At 69.1% G+C, this 13,912-nt stretch carries 10 protein-coding genes and 1 tRNA gene; 3 read left to right on the top strand and 8 right to left on the bottom strand.

The annotated features are described in order from the left end of the window. Positions 1–26: 26 nt before the first annotated feature. Complete coding sequence (gene manD, locus ACK5NO_RS02170; RefSeq protein ID WP_416811027.1) at positions 27–1,262, top strand: D-mannonate dehydratase ManD; 1,236 nt, start codon at positions 27–29, stop codon at positions 1,260–1,262. A gap of 66 nt (positions 1,263–1,328) precedes the next feature. On the opposite strand, the gene ACK5NO_RS02165 is transcribed toward manD, so the two are convergent. Genes ACK5NO_RS02165 through ACK5NO_RS02150 form a run of 4 tightly spaced genes read right to left on the bottom strand, consistent with a single transcriptional unit; the run spans position 1,329 to position 4,970 of the window. After that, on the bottom strand, positions 1,329–2,606 hold the full coding sequence (locus tag ACK5NO_RS02165) for an MFS transporter (RefSeq protein WP_416811026.1): 1,278 nt from the start codon (positions 2,604–2,606) through the stop codon (positions 1,329–1,331). Positions 2,607–2,632: 26 nt separating this feature from the next. Next, positions 2,633–3,490 (bottom strand): LppM family (lipo)protein, encoded by an 858-nt coding sequence (locus ACK5NO_RS02160; RefSeq protein WP_416811025.1) that lies wholly within the window; start codon positions 3,488–3,490, stop codon positions 2,633–2,635. Next, positions 3,490–4,314 carry an LppM family (lipo)protein gene (locus ACK5NO_RS02155; protein WP_416811024.1) on the bottom strand — a complete coding sequence of 275 codons (825 nt, stop codon included), beginning with the start codon at positions 4,312–4,314 and terminating at the stop codon, positions 3,490–3,492. Before ACK5NO_RS02155 ends, ACK5NO_RS02160 begins: the two co-directional genes overlap by 1 nt. Before the next feature lie 5 nt (positions 4,315–4,319). Beyond that, the gene (locus ACK5NO_RS02150; RefSeq protein ID WP_416811023.1) at positions 4,320–4,970 is read right to left on the bottom strand and encodes a TetR/AcrR family transcriptional regulator; all 651 of its coding nucleotides are present in this window, start codon (positions 4,968–4,970) and stop codon (positions 4,320–4,322) included. A gap of 86 nt (positions 4,971–5,056) precedes the next feature. Here ACK5NO_RS02150 and ACK5NO_RS02145 point away from each other — a divergent pair, with 86 nt between their 5' ends. Together ACK5NO_RS02145 and ACK5NO_RS02140 are read left to right on the top strand one after the other, a co-directional pair. Further along, positions 5,057–6,901 carry a cytochrome c oxidase assembly protein gene (locus ACK5NO_RS02145; RefSeq protein ID WP_416811022.1) on the top strand — a complete coding sequence of 615 codons (1,845 nt, stop codon included), beginning with the start codon at positions 5,057–5,059 and terminating at the stop codon, positions 6,899–6,901. A gap of 780 nt (positions 6,902–7,681) precedes the next feature. Next, a complete protein-coding gene (locus ACK5NO_RS02140; RefSeq protein ID WP_416811021.1) occupies positions 7,682–8,509 on the top strand; it encodes a DUF4190 domain-containing protein in 828 nt (275 codons plus the stop codon). Between the two features lie 35 nt (positions 8,510–8,544). On the opposite strand, the gene ACK5NO_RS02135 is transcribed toward ACK5NO_RS02140, so the two are convergent. From ACK5NO_RS02135 to ACK5NO_RS02120, 4 genes are all read right to left on the bottom strand, one after another. After that, positions 8,545–9,927, bottom strand: coding sequence for a UTP--glucose-1-phosphate uridylyltransferase (locus tag ACK5NO_RS02135; protein WP_416811020.1), 1,383 nt, complete (start codon positions 9,925–9,927; stop codon positions 8,545–8,547). Between the two features lie 360 nt (positions 9,928–10,287). After that, positions 10,288–10,358: transfer RNA gene (locus ACK5NO_RS02130), tRNA-Gly, on the bottom strand. Positions 10,359–10,390: 32 nt separating this feature from the next. After that, positions 10,391–12,892 (bottom strand): alkaline phosphatase family protein, encoded by a 2,502-nt coding sequence (locus ACK5NO_RS02125; protein WP_416811019.1) that lies wholly within the window; start codon positions 12,890–12,892, stop codon positions 10,391–10,393. A 13-nt stretch (positions 12,893–12,905) separates the two neighbouring features. Continuing rightward, entirely contained in the window at positions 12,906–13,814 is a 909-nt protein-coding gene (locus ACK5NO_RS02120; RefSeq protein ID WP_416811018.1) for an aldose 1-epimerase, read from the bottom strand. Between the last annotated feature and the right edge of the window lie 98 nt (positions 13,815–13,912).

Below are 13,912 nucleotides of genomic sequence, written 5' to 3'. Positions count from 1 at the left end.
TCTGGCCCGCGGCCTAGGGTTCGACCATGACCATCATTAAGAGCGCCGAGGTCATCGTCACCTCGCCCGGCCGCAACTTCGTCACCCTGCAGATCACGACGGAGGACGGCACCACGGGCCTGGGCGACGCGACGCTCAACGGCCGCGAGCTCGCTGTGGCGGTCTACCTCGCGGACCACGTGATTCCCCTACTCAAGGGCCGCGATGCGATGAACATCGAGGACACCTGGCAATACCTGTATCGCGGCGCCTACTGGCGCCGTGGACCGGTGACGATGGCGGCGATTGCCGCGGTCGACATGGCCCTGTGGGACATCAAGGCCAAGGTCGCCGAACTGCCGATGTACCAATTGCTGGGCGGCCAATCCCGCACCGGGGCGCTGGCCTACGGCCACGCGAGCGGGCGAGACACCGAGGAACTGCACGACTCGATCCGGGCCAACCTTGAGGCCGGGTTCAAGGCGATTCGCGTACAGTCGGGCATCCCCGGAGCGGACAGCGTCTATGGCGTTCACAGCAACGCCCCCACGGCCGATGCGCCGGCCACCCCCGCGGGGGCACGCGCCAGTCGCGTACTCCCCGAGGTCGAGACCTGGGACACCAGGGCGTATCTGCGCCACGTCCCGACGGAGATCGAGTCCGTGCGACATGAGTTTGGTGCGGAGTTGCCGCTCCTGCACGATGCCCACCACCGCCTCACCCCTCGTGAGGCCGCGCAGCTAGGCCGCTCGCTCGAGCCGTTCGACCTGTTCTGGCTCGAGGACGTGACCCCCATCGAGGACCCGACGGCGCTGAGGTACGTGCGCGAGCACACCACCACGCCGCTCGCGATCGGCGAGGTGCTCAACTCGGTGCACGACTATCAGACGCTCGTCACCGAGCGGCTCGTGGATTACGTGCGATCGGCCGTCACCCACACCGGCGGCATCACGCACCTCAAGAAGCTCGCGGACTTCGCCTCGATCTACGGCGTGCGGACCGGCTTCCACGGACCCACCGACGTGTCCCCCGTGGGGCAGGCTGCGCACCTGCACCTTGACCTCGCGCTGCACAACTTCGGCATTCAGGAGTACATGATTCACTCCGAGGCCACCGCCGAGGTCTTCGAGACTTCATTCAGGTTCGAGGACGGTCTGCTGCACCCTGGCGAGCGCATTGGCCTTGGCGTCGAGATCGACCGCGAGGCCGCCCGCCGCCACGCCTACGAGCCGGGATATCTGCCCGTCGCGCGCCTGCACGACGGCTCTGTGCATGACTGGTGACGTGCATGACTGGTGACCTGCACGACTGGTGACGTTGCCGCGCGGGCGACCCGCGCATCGGCCCTGCTAAACGTTGGGACCGATGGGCGGCTGCTCGACCCACTCGTCGGGGTCGCGTTGCGACGGCGGATGAACGTCGTCGCTGTCGCGTACCTCGGGGCGCTCGGTGCCCTTGCGAATCACCGGTGCGGCCACGAGCGCCATGCCGAACATCGCGATGGCGGAGCCGGCCGCCAAGTAGAGGCCTGCGTGCGCGCCCACGTGGTCGACGAGGTAGCCAGCGGCCCAAGCGCCAATGGCCACACCAATGCCCATGCCGATACGCAGCCACGACATGCCCTCAGTGATCTGGTCACGCCTGACCATGCGCTGCACGATGGTGTCCGCGTTGGTGAGGGTAGGTGCAATCGCGAGACCAGCCAGGAAGCCGATCACGGCAAAGGCCCACACGCTGGGCGCGAAGGCCACGGCGGTCATGCCGACGGCGAGCGCGACGGTACCGAGGACGGTGCGCTTCCACAGCGCTGTGCGCCAATGACGGGTGCCGTACAGCAGGCCGCCCACGAACGAGCCGGCAGCGACGATGCCCAGGAGAACGCCTGACCAACTCTTGAAGCCTTGCTCCTCGGAGAAGCCCACGACGGAGATATCGAACGCACCAAACATCAGGCCAAGGCCGAACGCGATGAACGTCGCGGCCACCACGGCCGCAGGGACCTTGAGCCCCAGGCTCGAACCGCCAGTGTGCGCGCGCGTGGGCGGCTCCGTCGCGGTCTGCGCGAGCAGGATCGCCAGACCCACCACCATGCCGACCGCCGAGACGACGAGTCCCATGGGAGCCCACACCGTCGTCGCGAGGATGGTGGCCAGAGCCGGGCCCGAGATGAACAGCACCTCGTCGAGCGCACCCTCAAGCGCGAACGCGGTGTGAATGTCCTTGTCGGTGTGCAGGATGTTGGACCAGCGTGCACGCGTGAGCGAGCCCAGCGGTCCCTGGATCGACGCGAGCATCACGGCGATCCACAGCACCCACTCCGCCTGACCGGACGTCGCCGCCCAGACTCCAAGCGCGACGCCGATCACGTGGACCACCGCCAGCGGGATCATCGCGGCACGCTGCCCGATCCGGTCCACCAGACGCGAGGTCGGCACGGTCTGCAGCGCCCAGCACACGATGCCAATCGCGGCGACGCGGCCTGCCATCTCGTAGCTGTTGTATTCGATCTGGATCATCAAGATGAACGAGATGTTGAACATCGCGATGGGTAGACGCGACAGCAGGCCGGCGGCGGCGAACGCCTTGGTACCGGGGTGACTCAGGATGGAGCGGTAGGGGGAAAGCACCCCTCATGTTCTCACTGCTGGCGGGCTCAGGAGGGCCGATGCGGCGGCTGGCTGCCGTCGCCGTGCGGCGGCTCGGGGTTCTCACCGAGCACGCCGGGGCCGCTGGGCGTGGTGCCGGTGACCGGCGGGGGAAGGTGTGTCGTGGTGCGCTTGCGTCGATCCTGGAGGACGAGCGCAGCGGCGCCACCGATGATCAGCATCAGGGCCAGCGTGACGCCGCCCCACCTGAGCCACGGACCCCAATCGATCTGGTCGCTCGCGCTCGCGACGATGGTGATCTGGTCGCTTGCCAGGAGGTCCGCGAGTGACAGGGTCACCGAGTGGCCGTCGATCTCACCCGCGCTGGCCTGGGTCACGGGGCCGGGGAACGAGTAGGTCACCTCGACGTCGACGGCGTTGGCGGCGAGGTCGAGGTTGCTTGATGTCAGGCCGGAGGAGGTGAGGTCCAGCTCGTCGGGCATGGTCATGGTGACCACGTACTGGCCGTCGACCACGTCGACGCTTGCCTGGGCGCCGAGCCCGGCCGCCTCTTGACTCAGCGTGGTGAGCTCGTCGAGCGGCATGTCGGTGACGGTGAGTTCGACTCCGGTGAGGTCCTCGTCGGCGTACTCTGCGACCTCGATCTTGCCGGGGTAGCGCTCTTGCAGGTCGGACAACGCGGCGGATTCATCGAGGTCGCCGAGGAGGCCTTCCAGGTCCAGGTCTAGCCCTTGACCCGCGAGCAGGCTCCCGAGCGCATCCATGTCGGCCGCGACGATCGCGTGCTGCGAGAACGTCTGGTCGGAGTGGAACGCGGTGTCCGACGTGACACGCACGCACCCGGCGAGCAGCACGGTCGCGAGGGCGGCGAGGGCTGCCGCTCGTCGCGTCGCGTGCGCCGTCATCACGGCTTGGGCTGTTCGCCCTCGTCGGTGGTGGCGTCGGCTTCAACCTCGGCCTCGACGACCGGCTCGTCTTCCACGACCGGCTGGTCTTCTGCGACCGGTGCGTCCTGCACGACCGGCTCAGCCGGCGCATCGGCCTCGTTGTCGGGGTGCGTCAGTTCTGCGGCAGCAGCCTCGGCGTCCGCCGCGGCTTCCGTACGGGGGCCCTTGCGGCGCGTCGACGTGATGAGCACGCCCGCGACGCCGATGCCGACGCCGACGATGGCGAGCAGGACCAGCAACAGCACCAGCGGGAAGCCGCCGCCCGCGCTTGCGCCACCGCGTGCCTCGATGGTCTCGGGTGCGTCGAGCAAGTTCCACGTGACCGTGTTGCCCTCGAGGGTGCCGTTGTGTTCGGTCACCTCGCCCGGGAACGTCACCGACATGGTGGCGACCGCGCCCTCGGGAGCCTCGTCGAGTCCCAGTTCTTCGCCTGCATTTACGGGTGCGCCGGTCACAATGAACTTGTCGCCCTCGCGCGTGATGGTCATGGTCTCGTCGGAGACCTCGGTCAGCTCCACCGACTCGAACGTGGTGCGAGTGCCCACGTATTCGCCGTCGTCGTACGGTTCGGCGGTCGCGCCCTCGATGTCTTCGGTCGCGAGCAGCTCGTCCAGGCCGTCGGTGCCGAGCGTCTCGGCGGAGTCCTTGGTCAACGCGACGATGTACTCACCGGAGACGGTGTCGTCCTCGCTCAGCGTGAGGTTCATCTCGATCTTCACGCACCCCGTGAGGGCGAGCAGGGAGACGGCGGCGATCGCGAGCAGGCGCGGAGCGGTTCTCATGCTCCCTACTCTTGCACAGCAGCCGGGCCGTTGGCCCGATGCGTGAAGACGTGGAACTCGTCGGGGTTGAGGGCGACTCCGGGCAGCGGGCTAGCGTCGTCGCGGGCCCGCAGGCCGTCGAGCACAATCACCAACTGGCGCTTGATCATGTCGCGCTCGGCGCCGGTGGGCCGGCCCACGAGTCCGGCCAGTGCGAGCGCCGTCGAGGTGATGTCCTCGCCGGCCACTCCCTGTCGGAGCGCGCCTTCTCGTTGCGCGCGCTCCACGACGTCCTGAAACTGCGGGGTCAGTGCACCCGCGGGCATGTAGCTCGGATCGATGTCGTACATGCGGCGCATGACGGCCCTGAGCGCAGGGAAGTCGGCCAAGGCGAACGTGACTGACTCGAGCATGTCCGCCAAGGCGACCCACGCATCGGCCCCTTCTGGCGCCTGGCCCATGGCCTCGCCCATGCGTGCGACGGCCGCGTCGTACAGCGCGCGAAACAGGTCTGCATGGGTGGGGAAGTGACGGTAGGCGGTGCCGACCCCGAGCCCGGTGTGGAGCGCGAGCTCGCGCACAGACAGGTCCGGGTCGCGGTCCGCCAACAGGTCGAAGGCTGCGGTAATGAGGCGCTCACGGTTCTCCACCGCGTCCCTGCGCTTCTTGCGAGGCATGTCCGGATTCTACGGTGCCCCGCCCTCGCGGCGGCGTGCCTGGAAAGTGGGCGGGGACCCTGGGTGCGCGCGCGTACCCTTGAGCCATGCCAGTCGAGTCCCTGGTCGCCCTCACTGGCGGCATCCGCGACGTGGCGCTGGCCTTCACCGTAGGCGGTCTGCTCGCCATCGCCGCGATGCTGCCCACTGCCCACCGGGCCGTCGACCGCGCCGCGGCAGTCGCGCGCTGGTCGTCCATCGCGTGGGCCGTGTCCGCCGTCGCCTATGTGTTCGTCTCCTACGCCTACATTCGCAACGACTCCGTCGAGCCCGAGCGGTTTGTCGAAGAGGTGTGGGCCTTCGTGACCACCATCGACCTGGGTATTGCCTACGCGCAGATGGCGCTCGCGGCGCTGGTCACGTCGGTACTGGCCGCGATGGTGCGCACTCCCGTGGCCGCGGCGTGGTCCCTTGGCCCGGTGGTGTGGGCCCTGGGCTGGCAGGCGCAGACGGGCCACGCGGCGGGGGCTGCCGACCACCACCTCGCCACCTCGGCGATGTTCCTGCACCTTGCCGCCTCCGCAGTCTGGCTTGGCGCCATTGGTGTACTGATGCTCATGAGGGGGCCGCTCGGGGCCGATGCGCGTCTCGCCGTCCAGCGCGGGTCCCGGATCGCACTGTGGGCCGCCGTCGCGATCATCGTGTCCGGTGTCGCGAACGCGTGGGTGCGGCTGGGCAGCGTGGCGGACCTGTGGACCACCACCTACGGGTGGCTGTTGGTGCTCAAGATTGCGCTCATGTCCGTGGCAGTCGCGCTCGCGGCCTGGCACCGCCGCACCACGCTGCCGAGCCTGAGCGACGCCCATGTGCGCGAGCGGTTCTGGCGCGTGATGATGGTCGACGTCGCCGCGCTGGTCGCGGTCGTGCTGGTCGCCGTGGTGCTGTCGGGCACCGCCCCGCCCGTGCCCATCGAGGCGCTTGAGGACCCCACCCCGGCCTACTCCCTCACCGGCTATCCCCTGCCGCCCGCGCCGTCGGCCTGGCACTGGGTGTCGCTGTGGCGGTTGGAAATTCTCACGGCCTTCGCGGTCATCACCGCGGGCGTGATGTACGCCCTGTGGGTCGCACGGCTGCGCCGCCGCGGCGACACCTGGCCCTGGTATCGCACCGCCTGGTTCATGCTGGGCATCGCGGCCATGCTGTGGATCACGCAGGGCGCCCCGACCATCTACGGCATGGTCACGTTCAGTGCCCACATGGTCGAACACATGCTCTTGGTGATGGTCGCGCCCATCCCGCTCGCGCTAGGCGCGCCCGTGACGCTCGCGCTGCGCGCGCTGCCTGCCCGCACGGATGGCTCGCGTGGGCCGCGCGAGTACCTGCGCGGAGTCATCGACTCACGGCTGCTCAGGCTGCTGTCGAACCCCATTTTCGCGGCCGTGAACTTCGCCGGCTCGCTGGTGATCTTCTACTACTCGCCCCTGTTCGAGTTTGCGTTGCGCAACCACGTGGGTCACCTGTGGATGATCGTGCACTTCACGCTCGCGGGGTACTTCTTTGCCAACGCGCTTGTGGGTATCGATCCTGGTCCGAACCGGCCGTCCTACCCCATGCGCATCGTGATGTTGTTCGCGACCATGGCCTTCCATGCGTTCTTTGGCGTCACGATCATGGCCTCGCAGGTGCTGCTTGCGCCCACCTGGTTTGGGCTCATGGGGCGCGACTGGGGACCCGACGCGATCACGGACCAGCAATATGGCGGCTCCATCGCGTGGGGCATCGGCGAGCTTCCCGTGGTCCTGCTGGCCATTGGCGTGATCGTGTCGTGGCGTCGCGACGATGAGAAGGAAGGCCGGCGCAAGGACCGCCAGGCCGCGCGCGACGATGACGCGGAACTCAAGGCGTACAACGCGATGCTCGCGCAGGTGGCCGAGCGCGACCGCGAGCAGTGATCCCCAGCGCTTTCCACAGCCCTGCGTTATCCACAGATTTTGTCCACAGGGGTGTGAAGTTCGGGTAAACATGGAGCAAAAGCGGTGGACAAAGCTGTGGGGAAACGGTGGATGAAAAAAAGTTCCCGATTGGGCTTGCGCGGCCTGCCGGACCCGAGTACGACTAGTGCCATCGGAACTTCAGTTCCACCGCCCAGCGCAGGTCGTCAGATCGGCAAAGGGGCCGGCGGGCCAGCTGCGCGACTCGGGTCATACGAGCCGACATGCCTGGTAGATCGGCGTGGTGGGGTGTGAAGAACCGGACGCTTCGGACAACGTCGGTCCACGTTGTCGGGGGCTCTCACGGGAGCCCTGCGACAGACTGTGGGTGACGGCACAGGGGCTTGACGGCCCGGGGCGTCGACCAGGAGGACATCTCTTTCGAGGGGTGTAGCCGCATCGTCAATCGCGGCCGTCGTGGTCAGGGGAGTTATCCCCAGATCGCGAGAACTTCTCGGTCATGGCAAGGCCCCCCGCACTCGAATTGCGGGGGGCCTTAGCCTTGCCCGGCCCTCGGTGGGGCCGTTATCCACACGCTAGACGGGTGCGACAGCGCGGCCCGCGACCGACACGCGTGGACACCCGTGCTCCCTCCCGGTTGATACCCGTCTCGACGCGTGTCGGTCGTTGCTTGCGCGCCTGATACCCGTGTCGCCCGAATCCCGGGGCCACGTTCGCCCCGTCCCACGCCACCCGGGGTACCGTGAAACCCGGAGGGGGCGACACTCACCAGGAGGAACGATGAGCGACGTGACGCAGACCGGCAGCAGCGCGCCGACCCGTGCCGCTGAACCCGCGCCATGGGACGCGATCCTCGCGGAGCCCACCAGCGCATCGGCCATCGCGCCGGGCTACTCTCGCGACCGGGCAAGCGGCGCCTCTCCGGCGGCATCGACCACCACCGAGACGGACCCGCCCGCGCACCCCTCTGAGCCGTCGCCGTCCCTTCCCCCGACGCCCAAGAGCCCCGACGTCGTGATCGACGACCCGGAGCCCACCTCCGAACCCGACGGAGAGGGCGCTGAACCCGGCGAGCCGACGGCCACGGAGCCCGAGCCCCATCCCGACCGCGAGTGGATGGGGATCGCCGCCTACGCTTCGGCGCTGCTACTGCTCAGCCCCGTCGCCATCGTGCTGGGCCACCTGGGCATCTCTGCGGCGCGCAAGGGCCGTGCCCGACACCGCTCGTTCGCGGTGGCGGGAGCGGTGCTGGGCTGGATCGGACTCGTCGCGACGGGCGTGGGGCTGTACTTCTTGCTCACCGATCGGGTGACGGCCGACGACATCGACATTCAAGCGCAGCAGGACGTCAGCGCCGTGGGCGCCGCGGCCGCGACCTACGCCGTGGAGACGGGCCAGCTGCCCGAGGTCTCACGCAATGGCGACTCCTACACGGTCGCCGGCGAGACCCTCGATGCACACCTCACTGGGCTTGCCGACCTGTACATGTCCGGCACGACCGCATCGGATTGGTGCTTCACCGTGGGCTACAAGGGCGGCAACGAGCCGTCCTTCTCGTACTCCGCGATGGAAGGCATGTTCGCGGGCCCGTGCCCGGGCGTCGAGTAGACGCCCGCGGCAACGCGCCAGCGTACGGTTGCTGACTACCCCTCGAGGGTGACGCCATCCGCGATGGTGCCGGGCGCATCGGCGTCGTCAAGGGACGCATCCCCGGTGACGACCACATCGGCCCCAAAGGTCCAGTCGCCTGCAACGGTGAGAGACGAGGCGGCGCGCAGCGACGGCGCGCCCGCGGGGAAGCGCGCGTCGAAGTCGCCCACGGTCTTGTAGAAACGCGAGTCCAGGTCGATCAGGGGGGCGGCGTCGACTGCCAGGCGCAGTGCGCCGTCCTCCTCGAGCCGGTAGGCGTCCGACCGCAGCAGCAGCAGGTCGTTGGTGGTCTTGACGGGCAGGAACCGGTCGCGGCCCACGACGATGGCCGTCGCACCCTCGAACACCTCGATGGCAGCGCCCATAGCGGTCTCGATCTGGAACACCTTGGGGGACGACGAGTCCGTGGGGTCCACCGTCTTCTCGTTGCGGATCAGCGGCAGGCCCAGCACCGCGCCGCGCTCGGTCAGCGCCGCGTGGAGCTTCTCGAGGTCCCACCACAGGTTGTTGGTGTGGAAGTACGGGTGGCGGTGCTCGTCGGTGAAGTAGTCCATCTGATCGGGCGGCGTCTGGGCGGTGTCGCGCAGAATCAGCTGGCCGTCCGAGCGGCGGATCGCGAGGTGGCCGCCCTTGCGGTCGGCGGCGGTGCGGCGGCACAGTTCCGCGGCGTACGGCGCGCCCGAGGCAGCGAACCAACCGGCGATGCGCGCGCTCGGCACGGCCCCCAGGTTGTCCGAGTTCGAAGCGCTCGCGTACTTGAAGCCCGCCTCAAGGAGCCGCTCAAGAACGCCCGAGGACAGCAGCGCCGTATAAATGTCGCCGTGGCCCGGAGGGCACCATTCGAGAGTGGGGTCGGCGGGCCAGTCCACCGGCGTCATGTCGTCGATGCGGATCTTGGGCTCGCGGTTCTGCAGGAAGTCCAGCGGCAGCCCGTCGACCTCGATGTCCGGGTGCTGGGCGAGCGCCGCGAGCGAGTCCTCCTGCGTGCGGAACGAGTTCATCAACACCAGCGGCAGGCGCGCACCCGTGGCCTCGCGGGCCTGGCGCACCTGGCCTGCGATGAGGTCAAGGAAGCTCTTGCCGTCACGCACGGGCAGCAGCGACTTGGCGCGGTCCATGCCCATAGACGTGCCGAGCCCGCCATTGAGCTTGATGATGACGGTCTTGGACAGGGCGTCCGCGGCCGCGTCGTCATTGACGTCCACGTCCTCGAGGCGGTCGGGATCGAGCAACGGCTCGATGGTCTCCTCGGGGATCAGGCCGGTCGCGCCGGCCTCGAGGGCCTCGTAGTAGTGACTGAACACGGCGATCGCGGCGTCGCTGACGCCTCCGTCGCGCATCTTCTGCTGTGCCTGGGCAAGTCCTTCAGCGCTCATGCCTTCGAGCGTAGAGGGGTCAGGGCCAATGCGGGTGCCGGGTGGCCGCGCGGCCACCAGAATTCACGTGGCTGACATCTGCGCTGCGGCACCGCACCCCGCTCCCGGTGTTCGCGTAGACGTCGCCCATATTCGCGCGGCCGCTGCGCGCTGCGCGTAGATGAGGCCCGCGCGGCCGCCGCGACCTACGCGCAGGACGCACGCGCGCCTCGAAAGTGGGCCAGGTCTACGCGAACCTGGAGGGGGCGGCGCGAGACAGGGTGAACGGGGATGAGGCGGGGCGAGGCAGAGCGAACCGCGACAGGGCGAACCGAGAGGGGGCGGCGCGAGGCAGCGAAGGCGGCCGAGATGTCACAAGAGAGCGGGTGACGGGAATCGAACCCGCGCTATCAGCTTGGGAAGCTGAAGTTCTGCCATTGAACTACACCCGCGTGCGCCGCCAGAGGCGACACCAGCCACCATACTAGCCGGGCTCGCCGGGTGGACCCGCGAGCGCTGACCGGTGCCCCAACTCCTCGAGCCACCGCACGAGCTGGCGGTGCACCGCGTCCGCGCCGTAGAGCCGGCCGCTGGAATCGACCAAGTCCCGGCCCATATGCCACGCCGCGGGGTACACGAGCAGCGGCCGGGTTTGCCAACCGCCCACGCCGCCGTGGCATCCGACGAGTTCTTCGAAGGCCGCGACCTCGTCGAGCTGCGCGTCGTACACCGAGTTCACGTAGATGTCGGGGGCGTCCAAGAAGGCCGATGCGCGGGCAAAGTCCGCGGCCGTGTGGGCCGGGTAGGGGGCGAGCGGATCCTCGCCGGTCACCACTGAGGTGTGGAGGTCGCGAGTGCCGCGCTCGCCGATGGCGACCGGACCGTCTGCGGTGCGCACCACCACGAAGCCGATGCCCAGATGGCCGGCTAACGTCGCGACCAGTTCGGGGTGGCGCTCGTCGATTTCGGTCAGGTCGAGGCCGTGGTCGGCGTCGGTGAACCAGATGCCTCCCAGGTTGCCGGATCCCACGACGGCGATCTCGGGGGTGCCGGCCACCCCTCGAGGCGGAGAATCTCGCGACTCAGCCCGCGCATCGGCTCCAGCGATGGCGCGCTGCGCGGCCCTGGCCGTCCGCGAACCCGTCCCGGCCAGTTCACTCACGAGTAGTTCGGCGGGCGCGCCCGCGCCCTCGCGGTCCACTGCGACCGCCACCGATGTAGCCCCCGTGCTCGACCGCACGAGTTCTTCGAGAGACACCCCCGCGCGCTGGAGGAACGTCGCCCCCTGGCTCTGGCCATGGTCGGACACGAGCACGATGTCGTAGGGCCGCGCCGCAAGCCCGGACTCCGCGAAACGCTCGAGCGTCGACAGCACCCCGTCGAGCCCATACAGCGACGCGAGCGACTCTGGCCGGGTCACGCCCGCGTGGTGGGCGATCTCGTCGTAGTCCACAAAGTCTACGTAGATGGACCTCGCGCCGCGCGCCATGGAGCCCACCACGAGCGACACGTTGAGGTCGCGCAGCATCACGTTGGTGACGCCTCGCAGCAGCACGTAGGCGCCTCCGCGATGCACCCTGGGTTGCACGTCGCGCCGTTCCTGTCTCCAGGCCTGCACCCGCTCCTTGACCATCTCGCCGAGGGTCAGCACGAGCGCGCGCGAGAATCCGGCAGGGTGCGCGAAGAACGTGGCGTAGGCCTCCGTGCCGCCCAGCGCGGCATTGGCTGAGCCCGCCGCGCTCATCGTGAGGTGGCTCGTGGGGGCGTCGCCAGTGAACAGGTTGGAGATCGACACCCCGTCGTCGGCGAGCAGCCCGCGGCCGTCGGAGACCATCGCCTCGATGAGCGTGGCATCGGCCGGCCGGTTGGCCACGAGCAGGCGCCCCAGCGAGCGGTCCCACCAGCGAAACGCCGGGATGTTCTCGTTAGAGCCGTGCAGGATGCCCGCCTGGGACACGGGGGTGGTCGACGGGACGCGCGCGGTCCACTCGGTCCACGTGTGACTGCCGGAGCGGATCCAGCGCGAGATGGTCGGCAAGTTGCCTGCGCGCAACTGCGATTCGAGCAACGGCGCTGGCACACCGTCGAGCTGGACAAAGACGACGCCGCGCACCTGGGCGTCCTCTAGCGCGGGCGCCGATGCCGCCATGCGCGCCGCATGCACCAGCAGGTAGTCCTCGGTGCCCACGGAGAAGCCCCACGCGACCAGGGTCGAACCGATGGCGAACACCCACGTTGCCACCACCGCCCACCACAGTGACGACACCACAATGCCAGGCGTGACCCACAGAGCGAGTCCCAGGGTGGTCACCTGGGCCAGCAGCGCCGTGGACAATGCGCCTACCCACCCGAACCGTCCGGCCACGTGCAGCAGCAACGGCTGCAACGCCCAGGACACCACGCCGACGGCGACCGCGGCGAGGGGCACCGCGAACCAGTGGTCGGCGCCCACGCCTGGGGTGATCCACACGGTCAGCCCCAGCATCGCGACCTGGGCGAGCACCTCTGCCGCCCGGCGCCACCCGCTGCGCGTGGTGGTCTGCACCGCCCGGCCGATGCGCCTGCCCTGTTCCGACTGGAAGTACCGTCGCGTGGGGCGCACCCAGGCAAGGGCCACGAGCGTCGCTTCGATCGCCACCGGTCCTAAGCCCACACGCAGTGCGTCGCTACCGGCCCCGAGGGCGTCGTACCAGGTGGCGAGGACGGTCAACGCGGCCAGCACCGTAAGGATGACGCGCGCGGTGTTGGCTCCGCGCACGAGCAGCACGCCGAGCGCAACGTGCGCCGCACCCACGGTGACAAAGAGTGCGGACACGACCACTGCATTGGCGCTCCATGGCGCGCGGGAGCTGAGCCCCGAGCCCTCGATGGCCAAGACGAAGCCGAGCGCGAGGGAGGCGGCGCCCGTGAGGAGCGTCAGCCCGATGAGCGCGAGGACGCTGGGGGGGCGGCGTGCGCCTGCGGCCTCGTGACGCGACGCCGACACCCCCGCCCTCCCGTTAGGCCGTGCGGGCCGTCAGGGTGAACGATGCGGAGCGCGTCTCGCCCGGCTGTACCAGGAACATCCCGGCGCCGGACACGTGGTCCTCGGCGAGGTTGAAGCCGTCGTTGGCGTGCGAGACGGGTTCGAGCGCGAAGTACGGCTGCCCCTCGGGGATGTAGAGCACCGTGTGGCTGAGGTTCGCGTCGGCGGTGACGTCGACGGCGAGGGCGCCGGGCCAGTCAATGGTGGCCAGGCGCTCGCCCCGCCTGCCCGTGAGGCAGTCGTCGACGAACGCCTCACCGAGGGGACGCGCCGAACGGAAGTCCGCGGCGGGGCGGATCTCGGCCGCCTCGGAGGCCGCCATGGCGTCGACCAGCGCGTAGGCCTTGTCCGCCTCGACCTGGAGCAGCGCATCGGCCGATCCGGCGACCGAACGCACAAAGTACGGGTGGTGCCCGTACCCGGCGGGGAAGGTCTCGTGGTCGGTGTTGGTCAGCGCGTAGGTCCACCGGAAGGCGGTGCCGTCGAGCTCATACGTGAAGCGGGCCGTGAAGGTCCACGGCCAGTTCACGCCGTAGAAGTCGCGCGAGACTAACTCGAGCACCGCGCGAGTGTCGGTGTGCTCGACCACGGTCCAGGGGAAGTCCCAGCCGGTGCCGTGGATCGCGGTGCCGTCGGGGAAGTTCACGCGCAACTGGTACTCGCGGCCCGCGAAGCGCAGCAGGCCGCCGCGAATGCGGTTGGACCAGGGCACCAGCGGGTAGGACGCCGTCGCTCCGGGGCCGTCAGGGTCCTCGGGGGTGGGGCGTAGGACGTCCTCCCAGGCACCTGCCACGCGCGCCTGGCCAAAGCCGACCGATCCGCCCAAAGAAGGCAGCAGCCCCACGCGCCAGTGGTCGTTCTCGATGATCACGGTGTCCGCCATGGGGTCATTGTGCCGCCCCTTGCGGTCAAATGGATCCATTTGACTCGCGAGGGTGGGGCCGTCACGCGACGTGCGCCACATCACCCTTGTCGCAGCGC

This window comes from Demequina sp. (assembly GCF_047975725.1).
Lineage (GTDB): Bacteria > Actinomycetota > Actinomycetes > Actinomycetales > Demequinaceae > Demequina.
The sequence above is the reverse complement of the archived record's forward strand: the minus strand, read 5'-3'. Positions and strand labels throughout refer to the sequence as shown.

Bases quoted from the DNA above. Each gene is read 5' to 3' on its own strand.
- ACK5NO_RS02150 (WP_416811023.1), bottom strand. From the start codon at position 4,970: ATGCCTCGCAAGAAGCGCAGGGACGCGGTGGAGAACCGTGAGCGCCTC.
- manD (WP_416811027.1), top strand. From the start codon at position 27: ATGACCATCATTAAGAGCGCCGAGGTCATCGTCACCTCGCCCGGCCGC.
- ACK5NO_RS02135 (WP_416811020.1), bottom strand. From the start codon at position 9,927: ATGAGCGCTGAAGGACTTGCCCAGGCACAGCAGAAGATGCGCGACGGA.
- ACK5NO_RS02120 (WP_416811018.1), bottom strand. From the start codon at position 13,814: ATGGCGGACACCGTGATCATCGAGAACGACCACTGGCGCGTGGGGCTG.
- ACK5NO_RS02155 (WP_416811024.1), bottom strand. From the start codon at position 4,314: ATGAGAACCGCTCCGCGCCTGCTCGCGATCGCCGCCGTCTCCCTGCTC.
- ACK5NO_RS02145 (WP_416811022.1), top strand. From the start codon at position 5,057: ATGCCAGTCGAGTCCCTGGTCGCCCTCACTGGCGGCATCCGCGACGTG.
- ACK5NO_RS02160 (WP_416811025.1), bottom strand. From the start codon at position 3,490: ATGACGGCGCACGCGACGCGACGAGCGGCAGCCCTCGCCGCCCTCGCG.
- ACK5NO_RS02140 (WP_416811021.1), top strand. From the start codon at position 7,682: ATGAGCGACGTGACGCAGACCGGCAGCAGCGCGCCGACCCGTGCCGCT.